Annotated in this window: 10 protein-coding genes; 1 reads left to right on the top strand and 9 read right to left on the bottom strand. The window is 51.2% G+C overall.

Going from position 1 to position 18,334, the window contains the following annotated elements:
- Positions 1-2: 2 nt before the first annotated feature.
- The 5 genes from GJJ30_RS08690 to GJJ30_RS08670 form a co-directional block, all read right to left on the bottom strand.
- Positions 3-1,607 carry a glucoamylase family protein gene (locus GJJ30_RS08690; protein WP_205880545.1) on the bottom strand — a complete coding sequence of 535 codons (1,605 nt, stop codon included), beginning with the start codon at positions 1,605-1,607 and terminating at the stop codon, positions 3-5.
- An 89-nt stretch (positions 1,608-1,696) separates the two neighbouring features.
- Positions 1,697-3,361, bottom strand: coding sequence for a glucoamylase family protein (locus tag GJJ30_RS08685; RefSeq protein ID WP_154174749.1), 1,665 nt, complete (start codon positions 3,359-3,361; stop codon positions 1,697-1,699).
- Positions 3,362-3,431: 70 nt separating this feature from the next.
- Positions 3,432-4,358, bottom strand: coding sequence for a LamG-like jellyroll fold domain-containing protein (locus GJJ30_RS08680; RefSeq protein WP_154174748.1), 927 nt, complete (start codon positions 4,356-4,358; stop codon positions 3,432-3,434).
- Between the two features lie 59 nt (positions 4,359-4,417).
- The gene (locus GJJ30_RS08675; protein ID WP_154174747.1) at positions 4,418-5,953 is read right to left on the bottom strand and encodes a RagB/SusD family nutrient uptake outer membrane protein; all 1,536 of its coding nucleotides are present in this window, start codon (positions 5,951-5,953) and stop codon (positions 4,418-4,420) included.
- Between the two features lie 33 nt (positions 5,954-5,986).
- Positions 5,987-9,052, bottom strand: a complete 3,066-nt coding sequence (locus GJJ30_RS08670) for a SusC/RagA family TonB-linked outer membrane protein (protein ID WP_154174746.1) — start codon at positions 9,050-9,052, stop codon at positions 5,987-5,989.
- A gap of 357 nt (positions 9,053-9,409) precedes the next feature.
- Between GJJ30_RS08670 and GJJ30_RS08665 the strand changes: the two genes are divergently transcribed.
- Positions 9,410-12,190 carry a triple tyrosine motif-containing protein gene (locus GJJ30_RS08665; RefSeq protein ID WP_154174745.1) on the top strand — a complete coding sequence of 927 codons (2,781 nt, stop codon included), beginning with the start codon at positions 9,410-9,412 and terminating at the stop codon, positions 12,188-12,190.
- Between the two features lie 53 nt (positions 12,191-12,243).
- Here GJJ30_RS08665 and rpsG read toward each other — a convergent pair whose 3' ends face one another.
- The 4 genes from rpsG to rpoC form a co-directional block, all read right to left on the bottom strand.
- A complete protein-coding gene (gene rpsG, locus GJJ30_RS08660) occupies positions 12,244-12,711 on the bottom strand; it encodes a 30S ribosomal protein S7 (RefSeq protein ID WP_154174744.1) in 468 nt (155 codons plus the stop codon).
- Between the two features lie 72 nt (positions 12,712-12,783).
- Positions 12,784-13,206 (bottom strand): 30S ribosomal protein S12, encoded by a 423-nt coding sequence (gene rpsL / locus GJJ30_RS08655; protein WP_114406409.1) that lies wholly within the window; start codon positions 13,204-13,206, stop codon positions 12,784-12,786.
- 121 nt (positions 13,207-13,327) lie between these two features.
- Positions 13,328-13,648, bottom strand: coding sequence for a DUF3467 domain-containing protein (locus GJJ30_RS08650; RefSeq protein WP_154174743.1), 321 nt, complete (start codon positions 13,646-13,648; stop codon positions 13,328-13,330).
- 208 nt (positions 13,649-13,856) lie between these two features.
- On the bottom strand, positions 13,857-18,185 hold the full coding sequence (gene rpoC / locus GJJ30_RS08645) for a DNA-directed RNA polymerase subunit beta' (protein WP_154174742.1): 4,329 nt from the start codon (positions 18,183-18,185) through the stop codon (positions 13,857-13,859).
- Between the last annotated feature and the right edge of the window lie 149 nt (positions 18,186-18,334).

Genomic DNA, 18,334 nt, shown 5'->3' with positions numbered 1-18,334 from the left:
ACTTACTGGTTGTCAACACTTTGATGAAGTGAAATCTTAACACGCTGCTTCTCGCTGCCCTGCGCGAGTTCAAATTCGTATTTCCCCTGCGGAAGCTGGAATAGCAACTGCTGCGTGCCTTCGGAATACGACTTGTTATCAATTAATTTCTGAATTTCCCGCCCGCTTTCATCGCGAACCACCAGCGTCACTGCCGACGAGCCTTTAACGGCAAAATCCAGCACGTATGCGCCCCGGTCGGGGTGTTTCCAGAGGTCAATGTAACCGCTGCGGAAATCGGGCGCGTAGCTGTAAAAACCAGTCGGGTAAGCCGGTTTTTTAATGCCCATTTTGGTCAGTCCGGTCCAGAGTTCCGGCGTTTTTTCACCCAGTTTCCAGAGTAACCCAGAGCGGTAATTTTCCATCATGACCACAATCGGCCCCTGATCGATCGCCAGATACTGGTTGGAATACCAGTTCAGACCTTTGTTGTAGGCATCGTAAAAACCGTACGGCCCGAACAGGCGGCTGCCCTCCCGCAGATACAGATTCCGCAAGACCTGCATCGAATAATAGGGCGTGTACGGAAACGCCGACAAAGCCGCCGTCGGGCTGATCGTGCCGTTGTCGTTTGTCGGGGAATGGGCGTCGTAGAAATTATAATCGTCGCTGGCGGTCAGGCCCCAATTTCCGGGTCCGTAGCCAAACATCGCCTGACGCGGTTCCAGGCAATGCGCCCGGTTGATGAGCGTATGATTCCGGTTTTGCTCCCAGTAATTGGTCTGCTCGTCCTGCATCAGCCGCGGATCGAGGCTCAGATACGAATAATGCGTGAAAAACAGCGGTCCACCCATCGGAAAACCGAGTGGCAGTTTGTACCCATAATACGTCCGGTTGTTGACGTAATGATCGCTTTGTTTGTAAGTATTCTGATATACTTCCGGTTTGATGGCGTGCGTCGGCGAACCGAGTGCCAGCACGTAGGTGATGAAGGTTTCGTCGTGGCCACGAATCGCGTGGTTCATTTTCCACTCGTGATTCGGCGACCAGTGCCAGTACAATTTGCCGTCGCGCACGTACCAGTCCCATTCCACTTCCCGCCAGAGTTTGTCGATGCGCTGTCGCAGGTCTTTTTCGGAGGCCGTATTTCCGTCAAAATAAGCCCGGGCACTCAGCAAACCGTTGACCAGAAAAGCGGTCTCGACCAGATCACCGCCGTTGTCGTGGTCGGAAAAAGGAACGACTTTTCCCGAATTCCCATCGAGCCAGTGGGGCCAGGCACCGTGAAACCGGTCAGCTTTTTTCAGAAAACCGGTCATCTTCTGCAATTGCTGCACGGCTTCGGCCCGCGTCACCCAGCGACGGTCGGCGGCCGTCACAATGGCCATGATGCCAAAACCGGTGCCGCCGGTCGTAACGATGTTGGGCGTGGCCGTGCGTTCGGGCGCCAGCCCCGAAACCGGATGCGCAAAATCCCAGAAGTACCGGAAGGTGGCTTTCTGAACGGTTTCGAGGTACTCGCTGTACTCGTTGGCAATCGGAACCGTTGCGTTTTTTTCCGACTGCGCCAGACCGGAAAACCAGCCGAATAGCGAGAGAAAAAGGTATAGTTTTGTCAAAGACTGCATACGAAAATCGAGCATTTTTATCGCCCCTGAATCCCCTAAAGGGGACTTTTAATCTGAATCATGAACGTCCAAGTCCCCTTTAGGGGCAACTACAAGTTCGGGCTTTGGAAACCCAGATTCTTCATTCCTTTTTTCACTTCGGGCGCGCTCATGAACAGTTTCCAGAGCAGTTGCGAACGGTGATTTTCGATCATCACGATGATCGGCCCCTGATCGATTGCCAGAAACGAATCGGCAAACCAGAGGTTGGTCAGGTTGAACGCATCGACAAAACCGTAGTTCTTCCAGATTTTATCGCCGAGTTTGTAATAGAAAAACCGCATCGCCTGCATCGACTGGCTGGGCGTGTAAGGCATTGACGCCAAAGCCGCCGTCGGGCTGATCGTGCCGTTGTCGTTGTTCGGCTCGTGGGCCGAGTAACCGTTCTGTTCATCGCTGGCAGTCAGTCCCCAGCAGTTTTCGCCATAACCGCTAAAATTCTTCGGGTTGGCTTTGCAGTAGTTGTAGTTAATCAGCGAATGGGCGGTATTCTGTTCCCAGTAATTGGCGTAGGCATCGGTCAGATCGTGCGGATTGATTCCTAAAAACGAGTACTGCGAAAAGAACAATGGCCCGCCGTTGGCCGGACCCAGCGGCAGTTTGATGCCGTAGTAGCTGTTCCCGTTTTTCATTTTGCCGTTTTGCGCCCACGAATTGTCGTACACGGTTTTGGCAATCGCGGAGGTATTCGACGAAGCGGCCATGACGTACGTGATCAAGGCTTCGTTCCAGCCCCGAATCGGCATGTTCATGTCCCAGTTGTAGGTCGGCGACCAGTGCCAGTAGAGATTCGTTTCGGCCCCGCTTTTCGTAAACCAGTTCCATTCGACTGCATCCCAGAGGTCGTTGATGGTTTTCCGCAAGGCGGTTTCGCTGGCGTTCGGACCGTTGAAATACTGCCGGGCGGTCAGTAATCCCTGCATCAGGTACGAGGTTTCGACCAGATCGGCACCGTTGTCTTTCTGGCTGAACGGCACGGTTTCGCCAGTAGCCCCGTTGAGCCAGTGCGGAAAAGCGCCGTGGTGCGTTTTGGTTTTGTTTTTCAGGAAATCGGTGATTTTGACGAGCCGGTCCAGCCCTTCCTGACGCGTAATAAACTTCCGGTCGACGGCTACCACGATCGCCATAATGCCAAATCCCGAGCCGCCCGAGGTCACGACATCGCCCGACGAATTCCGTTCCCGCGCCAAGCCCGAAACCGGGTGGCCGAAATCCCAGAAGTATTTAAATGTCTGTTTCTGAACCAGATCCAGCAACAGCGAATCGCTGATGCGCGGAAATTTGTCGGTACTGTCGAGGGCGGTGACCAGGTTGATGGAAATGTTTGAATTGAGCGCGGTCTGCCGTTGTGAAACCAGCGTCGGCTCCACATTCAGTTTATACGATGTGAATGCTGCCAACGGATTCTGAACGGTGGCCGTTACGGTTGTATCGTTTCCGGAAAAATCGTACTTCAACGCCACCGCGGTGTTTGTTTTCGAATCCGTGAGTGTGATGGTTTTGGCTGCCGAATTGCGATCGAGCGGAGCGGAGAAATTGATTTTTATAGTCGGTTTGCTGCTTACATTCCGAAAATTGAGCGTTGGTGACGATTGATTATCGACCATTGCCGACCGGAAAAAAAAGGACTCCACCGGTTCTGTCTCCGTCTGGGTTTTACATCCTCCTCCAACAGCCAGTACCAAAAAGAAAAGAGACAGTTTAACGGAATTCATCTGGTGTGTCTTTAATACTGAAAATTACGGGGCTATTCAAGTCTGAAATAGCCCCGTATCTGAAATGCGATTACCGCCCGGCTTTTTCAAGCTCATAGAGTGAACCAATGTCAGCCGTTGACAGCGCTTTGCTGTATACTCGCAGTTCATCGATCGAACCGGTGTACAAGGCCTGCCAGCCCTGATCTGAGGATTTTGTATAACCCGTCATTGCGCTCGGCCAACCACCAATCAACACCTGCGTTGGAGGAGCTAAAACAATATTACCGATTGGCGCTCCACCCACATCCCGTTTCCGATAATCGCTATTTGATACCAGTTTACCATTGGCGTACAAATCGATGGTGGAATTAGCTCCATCATATACCATCACATAATGAACCCAGGTTTTTGCGCCTTTCACTACCTGGTATTTCTTTCCTGCATCTTCGAGTCCAAATCCATTAACGTTATCGCCACCTACGCTATAATTACCACCCGAATACGTGTGAAAAGCAGCATGGAATCGGATTGTATCACTGGCTGGTTTGAACGACCCCGTTTCAACATACATGTTGATAGGTCCGCGGTTCCAGTCATCCTGTGTAGCCAGTGCTTGCGTCAGTGCAAATACGGAGGTGGCCGCCGTACCATTGTTGGCCGTGTTCACCCAGGCACTTACCGTTACGCTCGGGAGGGCATTGGCACTGCTTAGTGCTGCTATCGTAGGATAAACCAAATAGCCCGCGTTCAACTGGAGAGCCTGACCTTTTACACCAGTCACAAAGGAATTGTTGGTAGCTTTGCTTGGCGCCGTTGATGATTTTCCCTCATTATTCGAATTTTCAAAGCCCCAATAAGCCACTAAGTTACTGGCAGCTACCTCATCGGCACTGTTGAATCCACCAATCGGTGGCAACGTTGCCGTATCATCATCCTTGCTACACGACGTAAAAACCGCACTGCTTGCCAGTAGGCCAACCGCTGCTATCCAGGCACTGATTTGTCTTGTTTTCATGTGAATTGTGTGTTAATTAAACTGGTTTTGATATAGTGAGAAATCGTTATCAGGTGTGATCAATACCCATTGTTCTGATCGAGTTTTCCGCCACTTAACGCAATCTGCAAGCTCGGAACCGGCAATAATTCGTTTTTACCCGCTACAAAATTCTTCCCGGCAGCCTGCATCACCTGAGCCGCCCGGCCCGTCCGCACGAGGTCGAAAAACCGGTCGTGCTCCATCGCCAGTTCGACCCGTCGTTCTTTCCAGATCGCGTTGCGAACGTCCGCCTGCGAGGTAACAGTGGTGGCTGCCAAACCGGCGCGGGTCCGGATTCGGTTGAGGTTGGCAATGGCAACGCCAGTCTGGCCGAGTTCGTTCGCGGCTTCGGCATTCATCAGCAGGACGTCGGCATATCGCAGCAGGTGCAGGTTTTTCTGTTTCCGATCCCGGTTTCCCGAAAACGACTCGACGTTGCGGTTTTCGCTGTGGTAGGCTTTGTAGTTGTAATAGAGGTTCTGAACGGAGTCGGAACTGGGAATCCTGAAACCGTCGAAGAGCGTCGTTCCGACGTATTTGCCGCTGTTATCAATGGCAATGATCGTCGCAGCTTTCCGTTTGTCGCCGGTTTCGTAGGCATTGACCAGATTAACCGTCGGGTTATTGAAACCGAAGCCCAAATCCGTCCAGCCGCCTTTGCCGCCCACGCGCGGCCCCTGCCAGACCGCGTAGCCGTCGACCCCAAAATCCGAGTTGTTGAACTGCCCGGTTTTGACTTCAAAAATGGCTTCCGAATTGTTGTCACCCGCCTGCCGCCAGATAATCGAGTAGTCCGGCACCAGCGTGTATTGACCCGAATTGATCACTTCCTGCGTCAGCGTCAGCACCTGCTGCCAGTTTTTGCGGTACATGTACACCTTCGCCAGCATCGACTCCGCCGTGCCTTTCGTGATGTGGCCCGCGCTTGCCTTCGCTTTCAGCGGCAGATTTTCAAAAGCGTATTGCAAATCCTGAATGATGACGTTGTAGATCGTATCGACCGGGGCGCGGGTCTGAAAAGCCGGATCGGTGTTGGCGTCCTGCGCATCTTTCGGCACCCGAAGCACTTTGGGCACTTTCCCGAAAAACCGCACCAGATTGAAGTAGTAATACCCGCGAATAAACCGCACTTCACCGATCAATTGCGCCTTCGTAGTCGCATCGATTGAAGCCGTCGACAACGCGGTCAGCGCCTGGTTCGCCCGGGCAATCCCGTTGTAATAGCCGTTCCAGAGCGCAGCCACAAAGGTGTTGGTTGGCGTTGTGGTAAAATTATCGAGGTCTTTGATACCCTGCTGATCGCTGTCGGTGCTGCCTTTGTCACCATCATCCGAAATAATGTTCGTCGCTGCGACAAAGCTAATTCCGTGAATATCACCTTCTCCTCCAAACGCGCTTCCGTTCAATAGGCTATTATAGACGCCCGTTACCAGGTTGACGGCCAGATTCGGGTCCGTGGCCGTCGTCGCCTGACCCTGCACCGGAACGTCCAGAAAACTCTTCTGGCACGAAACGATCAGCAGTGACAGCAGCACGCCCGCGCCCAGTATTTTTATGGATTGATTGAATTTCATATTCTCACCAAGTTGTATTTCGTTCGTTTCCTTCTAAAAACCGACATTCAGCCCCACGGCAATGGTCCGGGCGGTTGGATAGGCATTCAGCTCGATACCCGCCGTGGTTGGGCTACCGGTCGTTACAACCCCTGCGTTGTTCGTAGAGCTAAAACCGGGTAGTTCGGCGGTAAAACCGGAGTACTTTTTGAACGTGATGACGTTCTGAGCCGTCGCAAAGACGCGTATAGTACTGATTTTCAGTTTTTTGATGACGCTATTTGGTACGCGATAGCCGAGCGTCACGTTGTTGATCCGGACAAAGGAACCGGACTCGACGAAGTAGGTCGACGCCAGCAGGTTGCCGCTGTTGGCCGCCGGTTCGGTTTGTGATTTATTGGCCGATGTCCAGCGGTTATACGCCATTGCCGACTCAACGTTATCCTGCGCCAGTTGGCGGAATGCTTTTTTACCGTTATAAACCTGATTACCAACGTTGCCGTAGGCATCGATGCTGAAGTCAAAACCGGCGTAGGAAATTCCGGCATTCAGACCGAAATAAGCTTTGGGCTGATAAGCTCCCACAAAAACCCGGTCGAGATCATCAATTTTGCCATCGCCGTTGGTGTCCTGGTATTTGAAATCACCCGGAGAAGCCGACGGCTGAATGACCGTGCCCTGGCTATTTTTGTAATTATTGACTTCTTCCTGTGTCTGAAAAACGTCCAGCGTCTGAAGCACGTAAAAACTACCGACCGGTTGCCCGTTGTCGGTCCGGGTGGTGTAAGGCTGATTTCCGCCAACTCCACCGTCCAGAATAGGTTGCCCGCCATTCAGACCAATCACCCGGTTTTTATTGAGGGTCAGGTTACCGCCGACGTTGTAAGAAATACCCTCCGTAATTTTGCCCCGCCAGTTCAACACCACTTCCAGACCCTGGTTCTGAATCGATGCGGCATTGGTCAGCACCTGTCCGTCGGCATCGCCCGTCACCGAAGGCACCTTGACGTTGATGAGCAGATCGCGGGCTTTTTTGTTGTAATAACCGATTTCGCCGGTCAGCTTTCCGCCAATGGCGCTGAATTCCAGTGCCACATCGGTTTCTTCGGTGGTTTCCCACTTCAGGTTCGGATCTTTGATCTGCGTAATGGCGCTACCGGGCGTGGCAACCCCGCCCCCGTACGGATACGCCAGGTTGGGCGTCACCGTTACGGTATAGGCATCCGACGGGATCCGGTCGTTTCCAACCCGCCCCCAACTGGCGCGCAGTTTGAGCAGATCAAAAATTAACTGGCCCTTCAGGAAAGATTCGTTCGTGAGCACCCAACCCGCCCCAATCGACGGAAAATAGCCCCAGCGGTTTTGACTCGGAAACCGCGAACTACCGTCGGCCCGAATTGTGGCTGTCAATAGATAGGTGTCGTCGTAGTTGTAGTTGACGCGACCGATATACGAGTTGCGCGCCCACTTATCGCCACTGCCGTCGTTGGTCGAGGTATTAGCGTTCCCCGTTCCGATGTACCAGAGATTTTCGGCGGCTGGCACATCTTTCCGGTATGACTGAAACCAGGTTTGCGTATACTGCTCCGCCGTTGTTCCGGCCAACACGGTCAGCGTTTGTTTGCCGAATGTTTTATTGAGTGTTACGGTATTGTCCCAGGTCCAGTGCGAGGTTTTAGTGTTGCGGAACGCCAGGTTACTGTTGGCATTTCGCTGGTTTCCGCCCGGAGCCAGAAACGTAATCGTGTCATTATTAAACTGATAATTATACACCCGGCTCACCTGATTACTCCAATCGTCGCCAATGTTACTGCGGAACGTCAACCATTCGACCGGTTTGTATTCGATGAAAGCCGCTCCCTGCAGGCGATTGTCCAGCACCCGGTCTTTGTTGTTTTCAATATCCAGAATCGGGTTTCCGACGTTCTGGTAAACCGACGTATTCCCGTATTTCCCGTTTTCTTTTCCGGGAATGATCGGAGCCGCGCGGTAGGCGTTGTTATAGGCCGAACCCAGATTCACCCGCCGGTCGATGGCGCTGGCATAGGAAGCGATGATCCCGGTTTTGAGTTTGTCGTTAATCTTGAATTCGTTGGTGGTCCGAATCGTAAACCGGTCGTACTGGTTCCGGATCACAATGCCCTGATCGGTAAAATAACCGAGACTTAAGAAGTGCGTGGCCTTTTCCGTTCCGCCCGAGAGCGAAACATTGTGCGTTTGCGTAAAGCCCTGGCGCAGAATTTTGCTGTACCAGTCCGTCGAGGTATTTCCGGCATTGACAAGCGTGCCGCTGGCTGCACTAACATAGTTGGCGTATTCAACCGCATTGGCCATATCGACCAGATTGGCGGCATTTCGAATACCGACATTTCCACTGTAGTTGATCTGCAGTTTTCCCGCTTTTCCGCGTTTGGTGGTAATGATAATCACCCCGTTGGCTCCGCGAGAGCCGTAAATCGCTGTAGCTGAGGCATCTTTCAGAACATCCACATTGACGATATCGGAAGTGTTGATGTTGGTAATATCATCTGTCAGCACGCCATCGACGACAAACAGGGCGGCCGTTCCGCCCAGAGCCGTGCCCGTTCCCCGAATGCGAACCACCGGCGAAGCGCCCGGCTGGCCACTGTTAATAATTTGAACCCCGGCGGCTTTCCCCTGCAATGCCTGCGTTGCCGTCAGCACCGGTTGTTTCACCAGTTCGTCGCCCTTAACGGTTACCGTTGCACCCGTCACATCCACTTTCCGCTGGGTCCCGTACCCCACCACCACAACTTCCTGAAGCTGGCTGGTCGACGGTTTCATTGTAATAGTCAGTTCCGTCCTTCCGTTGACAGCAACTTCCGTGTTTTCGTAACCGATTGAGCTAATCTGAAGCGTTGCGTTATCCGGAACGGTCAGCGTAAACTTTCCATTGGCGTCCGTTGTGGTTCCGGTCGTCGTTCCTTTAACCCGGATTGTAGCCCCAATAACCGCATCGTTGTTCGATGCATCTGTTACCATTCCCGCTATCCGGACGTCAGCCGCCGAAACGGAAAGCGCCTGCATGAGTATTCCGATCAGCAAAAACAAGCTACACAAAACCGGTTTTCGTAAACAAATCGTATTCGTCGTATTCATATAAGTTAAGCAGTATTGAATGCAAACTTTTGACTTCAAAATGGTTTTGGGTCACCCATTGCCAGTCATTTAATCAGGACAATCGGCCTTAACTCTTGTTACGTTGATGGAAGACATTAGCCAAAGCTCGCAAATCCACACCATCACTTTTCCGATAAAATATTTTACTATTTGTAGCTCAAATATAAACGAACCATTTGCGGTTTATGTTTAATTGGGGTACATCAGTACTACATCATTTTAACTACATATTTAGTTAATAGCCTGGATTTTACAATTCCATCACCTATTATTCGTTAATTATGAAGCACTTACATCTCCTATAAATTATTTCATTGATTCGTCATACCCATCACCATGCGTTCCCTCCCTACCGTTAACAGAATTGTATTTACTTTCTTTTGGTTACATCTAGCGTCGATCCTTTTTGCTGAACCCACTTCCCAGAATCAGTTTTTCGCGCCTTATATCCGTAATTTTTCCAAGCAGGATTATCAGGCATATAACCAAAACTGGTCATTATGTCAGGATCCCAGCACCGGTTTTCTGTACGCCGGTAATTCCAAGGGATTGCTGGAGTTTGACGGGACACGCTGGCAAACCTACAGACTGCCCAAACGGCAGATTGTCCGCTCAGTGGCTATTGATCCGCAGGGAAGAATTTTTACCGGCGGTTTAGGTGAGATCGGTTACTGGCAAGCCAATTCAAACGGACGACTTCACTATCACTCGCTGGCGAAACAGATTTCCAATCCGGTTTTCCCGAAAGAAGAAATCTGGAACATCGTTGTCGGGACGGATTTTGTGTTCTTTCAATCCTTTTCGACTGGTTTTCTCTATCAGCAGGGCCGGGTTCGTGAGCTCCGTTTACCGGGAAACGTACTTTTTCTGTATGCCGTCCATAACCGCTATTATCTGCAGGCCATCGGGAAAGGGCTTTACGAACTGGTAAATGGCCAGTTCAGGGCTCTGCCCAATACCGAGCAACTGGCTTCAACCGCCGTTCACGCCATTTTACCGTACGGTAATCGGGGCCTACTCATCGGTACCCGCGATCACGGTTTGTTCACCTACGAAGACGGCCAGCTTTCCCGGTCGGAACACGCGGCCAGCCGGTTTTTGCAGCGGTATCAGTGTAATAAAGGTCTCTCGCTGCCCGATGGGCGGTTTGCGTTTGGCACAATCCTCAACGGCCTGATGATTACCGATACCAGCGGAGCCATTCTGTACTCGCTCAATCAACGGGAAGGTCTTCAGAACAATACCGTGCTTTCGCTGACGCTCGATGCCCAGGGAAGTGTTTGGGCCGGGCTCGACGATGGCATCGATGCCGTAGCTTTCGGCTACCCATTGAAGTATTTCACCGATCCGAACGGCCAGTTGGGTACGCCTTACGATGCGGTTCTTTACAATCGGAAGCTGTATTTAGGCACTAATCATGGTGTTTACTGGTGTGATTTTCCAACTTCCGGTCTGCCGGTTTATCATTTCATTGAGGGGTCGCAGGGGCAGGTCTGGGATTTAACCGTAGTCGATAATCAACTGCTTTGCGGCCATAATGCGGGTACGTTCCGGATTACGCCCGCAGGCGGTTGGGAGCAACTCTCCGACCAGGCCGGTGGCTGGAGCTTGCAGCCATTATCGGCACATCCCGGTTTTGCGCTTCAGGGAATTTATTCGGGTTTATGCATTTACCGCCGTGACCAAACCGGTCAATGGCAATTCAGCCATCGCATCGACGGATTTGGTGAGCCTATTCGGGAAGTCTGGGAAGATCCGGAGGGGAAAATCTGGCTCCGTCATGCCCATAATGGGGTGTATTCGGTTCAGTTATCGCCGGATTTACGAAAACTCTCTCAGTTGAAATGGACACCGGTTTATTCCAAAGATGAGGGATTGAAACGTAGTCTGGGCATCTTCGGCGCTATTCGGCGGGTGTTTACGGGCTGGAATGACGAGCATCTGTTTCTGCGACAGGACGGCAATTTGCTGGTGACCCGGCCAAACGGGTTGAAAGCGGAATTCTCGATCAGCAACTTCGCCTGGATGGATGATTACGAAAACATCATACCGCTGGATTCGACCTATTATCTGCTCTGTTTTGAAAAAGGATATGCCCTTCTGCCCCGCCAGGAGCTCTCAGGCGTTAGCAATAGGCAACTGGCCAGCAAACCGTTGATTCGGCAACTGGCAGTTCTGAACAATGCGGACAGCCATTCGTTCAACTTTCGCAATGAAGCGGTTTTGGGGCGGTTTTCAGCGGTTTTAAAGGCTAAAGAGAATCACCTCGTTTTTCAGTTTAGTTTGCCGGAATCCATTCAGGAACCGCTGTTTAGTTACCGTTTAGTCGGTCTGGATGAACAATGGTCGGATTTTAACAAACAGGCGGAAAAGGAATACACCAGTTTGATGCCGGGAACCTACCGATTTGAGGTTCGATCAACGGCGGACGGCTCCATTGCCTCGCTTCCTTTCGAGATTCTGCCGCCCTGGTACCAAAGTAGCTGGGCCTATGCGGTTTATTTTTTGATTTTGTGCGGTTTGGTTGGGATTAGTTTCTACGTCCACCGGTGGCAGGTGAGTGCGCATCAGGCGAAAGTCCGGCAGCAAATGGAAGAAAAACTGAAACGTGAACAGGAACACCATCAGCAGCAACTAATTCAGATTCAGAAGGAAAAACTGGAACAGGACGTAATTGGCAAATCGGAGGAACTGGCCAACACGACCATGAATCTGATTCACAAAAATGATCTGCTGTTGAAATTAAAAGGGGAAGTCGAAAAACTGAAAGATGAAGTACGGCAACGCCAAACCGTCGATCAGGCCACCGGACACATTAATCAGCTCGTCAAACTGATCGATTCCAACATTTCCAGTCGGCAGGACTGGAAGGTTTTCGAGAAGAATTTCAACAAGGTTCATGAGCAGTTTTTCAAGCGGCTATTGAGTCAGTATAGCGGTTTGACTCCCGACGACCTGCGGCTGGCGGCTTATTTGCGAATGAATCTGTCGAGTAAGGAAGTTGCCAAACTACTCAACATTACCGTTCGGGGCGTCGAACTGAAACGGTATCGGCTGCGGAAACGCCTGAATCTGGAACCGGAATCGAATTTGAACGAATTCATGATGGCGTTTTAACAAAAAAAAGGCCTCCCGTTCGGGAGGCCTTTTCAAGACTGGATTCGGTCGGATTAGAACCGGAAGTGGGAGAAAGCCTTGTTGGCTTCGGCCATCCGGTGGGTGTCATCCTTCTTCTTGACGGCAGCGCCTTCACCTTTTGATGCTGCTACGATTTCCGCTGCCAAACGATCGACCATGGTTTTTTCACCACGCGAACGGGCATACTTGATCAGCCATTTCATGCCTACTGATACTTTACGATCAGGACGCACTTCCGTCGGAACCTGGAATGTGGCACCACCTACCCGGCGACTTTTTACCTCAACTGAAGGCATTACGTTGTTCAACGCCTTTTTCCAAACATCCAGACCGTTGTCGTTGGTTTTTTTCTCAACCAGTGCCAGCGCATCGTAGAAAATGGAGTACGAAAGGCTCTTTTTACCTTCGTACATGAGGTTATTTACAAATTTCGTTACCAGCGTCTCCTTGAATTTCGGATCGGGCAACACGTATCTTTTCTTTGGTTTTGCTTTTCTCATGATCTTCAGATGATTAATCTTACTCTAAGCGCTGTGCATCGTGGGCAACGCTCAGTTCCTATTCAGGAGCGATTATTTTTTCTTTTTAGCGGGTGCTCCTTTTGTCGGTGCCGCTACCTGACCCGGTTTCGGACGTTTCGTACCGTATTTAGAACGGGCTTGCTTCCGACCGCTTACACCAGCGGTATCGAGCGCTCCACGAACGATGTGATAACGCACACCCGGAAGGTCTTTCACCCGACCACCCCGTACCAGCACGATGGAGTGCTCCTGCAGGTTGTGGCCTTCGCCCGGAATATAGGCGTTAACTTCTTTGCCATGTGACAGACGCACACGGGCTACTTTACGCAAAGCCGAGTTTGGCTTTTTGGGGGTGGTTGTGTACACACGCGTACACACACCACGACGTTGTGGGCAAGAGTCCAATGCCGGCGACTTTGATTTAAAAGTCAGCTTCTCACGGCCCTTGCGTACTAATTGTTGTATCGTAGGCATTGTATCAGAATGGGTATTACTACAGTCCTCTGGAAAAATAGGAGTGCAAAATTAGCCAAATCGTGTGGAAAACCCAAACGAGAGCGAAATTAATTTCAGTAAATTCTTGTCCACTACGGGATTAGGCTTCGCCGATGGGGCCGCCAAACTGGGTTGGAAAACGAAACGCATCCTCGCTCCCGTTGATGTCGCCGTAGGTATCTTCAAATTTGCGGATGTTATCTTTCAGGGCCGTCAGTAAGCGTTTGGCGTGTTCGGGGGTCAATATGATCCGGGATTTTACTTTGGCTTTCGGCATACCGGGCATCAGACGAATGAAATCAACGATGAATTCGCTGTTCGAGTGAGCGATCATCGCCAGATTGGCATAAATCCCATCGGCGATTTCATCCGTTAATTCGATGTTGATCTGGCCGTCCTGATCAGGTAATTGGTTTTCCATTTTCTTGTGGTATAAACATCAAAGATACAGAACTCCCGTCGGTTTTCGGTAGTTCAAAAAAACACGCTTAATTTATTATATACCTGATAAGCAATTTATTGGCAGAAGTAGCATCCATCTATTCAACCAACGATTGGCATTGATTTATACAAAAACAGGGCCAGATCCTTTCGGCCTGACCCTGTTCGTAATTAATCAGTTATTGAAACTAAACCGTTTCGCGTTTTTTGCTTCGGGTGAATTTCTCACGCGTTTCAACGAACGATTCGTATTCTTCTTTTGAGTTAACGATGATGTTGGCGTACCGGCGCGTTCCCGTACCAGCCGGGATCAGGTGGCCTACCAACACGTTCTCTTTCAAGCCTTCGAGGTAATCGGCTTTTCCGCGGATCGAGGCTTCGCTCAACACCTTGGTCGTTTCCTGGAACGAAGCTGCCGACAGGAAGCTTTCCGTACCCAGTGACGCCTGCGTAATACCCTGCAGGGTCGGTTGCGAAACCGCCGGCATGGCATCACGAACCTCAACCAGTTTCATATCCCGACGTTTCAGGCTCGAGTTTTCATCGCGCAGACGACGTACGGAAATGATCTGACCGGCTTTCAGGGTTTCCGAATCGCCCGGATCCATGACCACCTTCATGTTCATGATCTTGTCGTTTTCGGTCCGGAAACTCCATTTGTCAACCGATTGCATATCGAGGAAAATCGTATCGCCCGCGTCCATGATCTCAACTTTCTGCATCATCTGGCGAACAATCGCTTCGATGTGTTTGTCGTTGATTTTCACACCCTGCAGACGGTATACTTCCTGAATTTCGTTCACCAGGTATTCCTGAACGGCGGTCGGACCTTTAATCGACAGAATGTCTGACGGCGTAATGGCGCCATCCGACAGCGGATCGCCCGCCCGTACGAAGTCGTTATCCTGCACCAGAATGTGTTTCGACAGCGGTACCAGGTATTTTTTCTTCGTGCCGTCTTTCGACTCGATATAGATTTCGCGGTTACCACGTTTGATCGTACCGTACGTAACAACACCGTCGATTTCGCTCACAACCGCCGGGTTCGACGGGTTCCGCGCTTCGAACAATTCCGTTACCCGCGGCAGACCACCCGTGATATCGCGGGTTTTACCCACGTTACGCGGAATCTTCGCAACCGGCTGACCGGCTTTGATCGACTGACCGTTTTTCACCACCAGACGCGCACTTACCGGCAGGTTGTAGCCTTTTTCGGTCGTGTCATCCAGCAGCGTGCTCGTTCCTTTGACGATGATCGCCGGGTTTTTGGTTTTATCCCGACTTTCGATGATCACCATTTCCTGGAAACCGGTTTGTTCGTCAAACTCTTCGCGGTACGTAATGGCTTCTTCGATCGCTTCGAATTCCACTTTACCGGTCAGTTCGGACAAGATCACGGCGTTGTATGGATCCCAGGCGCAAAGCTCATCGCCTTTTTTCACCAGCGTATTTTCTTTAACGCGCAGGAAAGCACCGTAAGGCACGTTGTTGCTGATCAGAACCAGGTTCGGATTCGCCGGATCGACGATTTTCACCTCTCCGGAACGCCCCATCACAACCGTAATCGGATTGCCTTCGTTATCGACTGATTCTACCGTCCGCATTTCTTCGAACTGCACCTGACCGTCGAATTTCGCCCGGATCGAGGCATCGACCGCGATGTTGGAAGCTGTACCACCCACGTGGAAGGTACGAAGCGTCAACTGCGTTCCCGGTTCCCCGATAGACTGCGAAGCAATTACGCCCACCGCTTCTCCGATATCGACCATCCGGCCCGTTGCCAGGTTCCGGCCGTAACATTTCGCACAAACCCCTTTCTTGGATTCGCACGTCAAAACCGACCGAATTTCGACGGTTTCAATGCTGGTTTCGTCAATAGCAGCCGCGATTTCTTCGTTGATTTCGCTACCACCGGAAACGATCAGCTCTTTCGTCAACGGGTTGTAAATATCGTGTACCGTTACCCGACCCAGAATCCGTTCCGACAGCGGTTCAACGATATCCTCGTTGTCTTTCAAGGCCGAGATTTGCAGACCGCGCAGCGTACCGCAATCGTCTTCCGTAATAATTACATCCTGCGCCACGTCGTGCAGACGGCGGGTCAGGTAACCGGCATCGGCGGTTTTCAAAGCCGTATCCGCCAAACCTTTCCGCGCACCGTGCGTCGAGATGAAGTACTCCAATACGTCCAGACCTTCTTTGAAGTTCGACAGAATCGGGTTTTCGATGATTTCGCCAACCGAACCCTGCAGGTTTTTCTGCGGTTTGGCCATCAAACCCCGCATACCACCCAACTGACGAATCTGTTCGCGCGACCCACGAGCACCGGAGTGCATCATCATGAAGATCGAGTTAAAGCCTTGTTGATCAGCTTCCAACTGCTTCATCAGGGTTTCCGTGATCCGGCTGTTCACGCGCGTCCAGATATCGATGACCTGGTTGTAACGTTCGTTTTCCGTGATCAGACCCATCAGGTAGTTGTTCCAGACCGACTCAACTTCCTGCTTGGCTTCGTCAATCAGTTTCTCTTTCGCATCCGGCACTTTCACATCGCTCAAACCGATCGATAAACCGCCTTTGAAGGCCATCTGGAAACCGAGTTCTTTGATGTCGTCCAGGAACTGAGCGGTTTTTGAACCACCCGAAATCTTGAAGATATACGAAATGATCTGCTGCAGTTTTTTCTTCGTCAGCAGTTCGTTGATGTAACCAACTTCTTCCGGAACCGACTGGTTGAACAGAACGCGACCGGCGACGGTTTCGATGATTTTCGTATCGAGTTCGCCTTTCTCGTTCCGGACCTTCGTCCGAACTTTGATGTTGGCGTGCTTCGAAACTTTCTTTTCATTGATGGCAATGATCACCTCTTCCGCACCGTAGAACGTCATGCCTTCGCCGATAATCGGATATTCGGGCGTACTCTTGCGACCTTTGGTTACGTAGTACAGACCCAAAACCATGTCCTGCGACGGTACCGTGATCGGTGCGCCGTTGGCCGGGTTCAGGATGTTGTGTGACGCCAGCATCAGCATGGAGGCTTCCAGAATGGCTTCCTGTCCCAGCGGAACGTGAACGGCCATCTGGTCACCGTCAAAGTCAGCATTGAAAGCCGTACAGACGAGCGGGTGCAACTGAATTGCTTTTCCTTCGATCAGTTTCGGCTGGAACGCCTGAATACCCAGACGGTGCAGCGTCGGGGCCCGGTTCAGCAGAACGGGGTGTCCTTTCAGTACGTTTTCCAGAATGTCCCAGATAATCGGGTCTTTCCGGTCAACGATTTTCTTCGCTGATTTAACGGTTTTAACGATACCGCGCTCGATCAGTTTCCGAATAATGAACGGTTTGAACAACTCAGCCGCCATATCTTTCGGCAAACCGCACTCGTGCAGTTTCAATTCCGGACCTACCACGATAACCGAACGACCTGAATAGTCGACCCGCTTACCCAGCAGGTTTTGACGGAACCGTCCCTGTTTCCCTTTCAGCATATCCGAAAGCGATTTCAGTGCCCGGTTTCCTTCCGAACGAACGGCGTTCACTTTCCGTGAGTTGTCGAACAACGAGTCAACCGCTTCCTGCAACATCCGTTTTTCGTTCCGCAGAATGACTTCCGGTGCCTTGATTTCGATCAGGCGTTTCAGACGGTTGTTCCGAATGATCACCCGGCGATACAAATCGTTCAAATCGGAAGTTGCAAACCGGCCACCGTCCAGAGGAACCAGCGGACGCAGTTCCGGCGGAATCACCGGCACCATGCGAATCACCATCCACTCGGGGCGGTTTTCCACGCGGGTGTTGGCATCGCGGAATGCTTCAACGACTTTCAGACGCTTCAGCGCTTCGGCTTTCCGTTGTTGCGAGGTATCGGTTGCCGCAGCGTGGCGCAGGTTGTACGACAATTCGTCCAATTTCACCCGCGACAACAGCATTTCGAGAGCCTCAGCTCCCATTTTGGCAATAAACTTCTGCGGATCAGAATCCGGCAAAAGCTGGTTGCCGCTCGGCAGTTTATCAACGATGTCCAGGTATTCGTCTTCCGTTAAGAAGTCCAGTTCCTGAATACCATCTTCTCCTTTAATACCGGTTTGAACGACCACATAGCGTTCGTAATAGATAATCTGATCGAGTTTCTTGGTCGACAACCCGAGCAGGTATCCAATTTTATTCGGGAGGCTCCGGAAATACCAGATGTGCGCCACCGGAACCACCAGTTCGATGTGCCCCATGCGCTCCCGGCGAACCTTTTTCTCCGTCACTTCCACTCCACAGCGGTCGCAAATGATGCCCTTGTAGCGAATCCGTTTGTACTTACCGCAATGGCATTCCCAGTCTTTGACCGGCCCGAAGATCCGCTCGCAGAACAAACCGCCCATCTCAGGCTTGTAAGTCCGGTAGTTGATCGTCTCAGGCTGGGTCACTTCCCCGTACGAACTCTCCAGAATGGACTCAGGCGAAGCCAGGCTTATCAGCACCCTGGAAAAGTCGCTGTTGAGTTTTTTGTTCTTCTTAAAGGACATACTTGTATGGATTTATTAAAAAGCTAACCACCAACAGATTAAACAAATTCTACGCACCTAACATTCACTGGTGTGATTCTCCACCCGCACTAAACACTTTTTGTAGCTGACCATCAATCACCATGCGCCCGTGAGAAGAATATGAAAAA

This window comes from Larkinella terrae, from assembly GCF_009668025.1.
Classification (GTDB): Bacteria; Bacteroidota; Bacteroidia; order Cytophagales; family Spirosomataceae; genus Larkinella; species Larkinella terrae.
The sequence above is the reverse complement of the archived record's forward strand: the minus strand, read 5'-3'. Positions and strand labels throughout refer to the sequence as shown.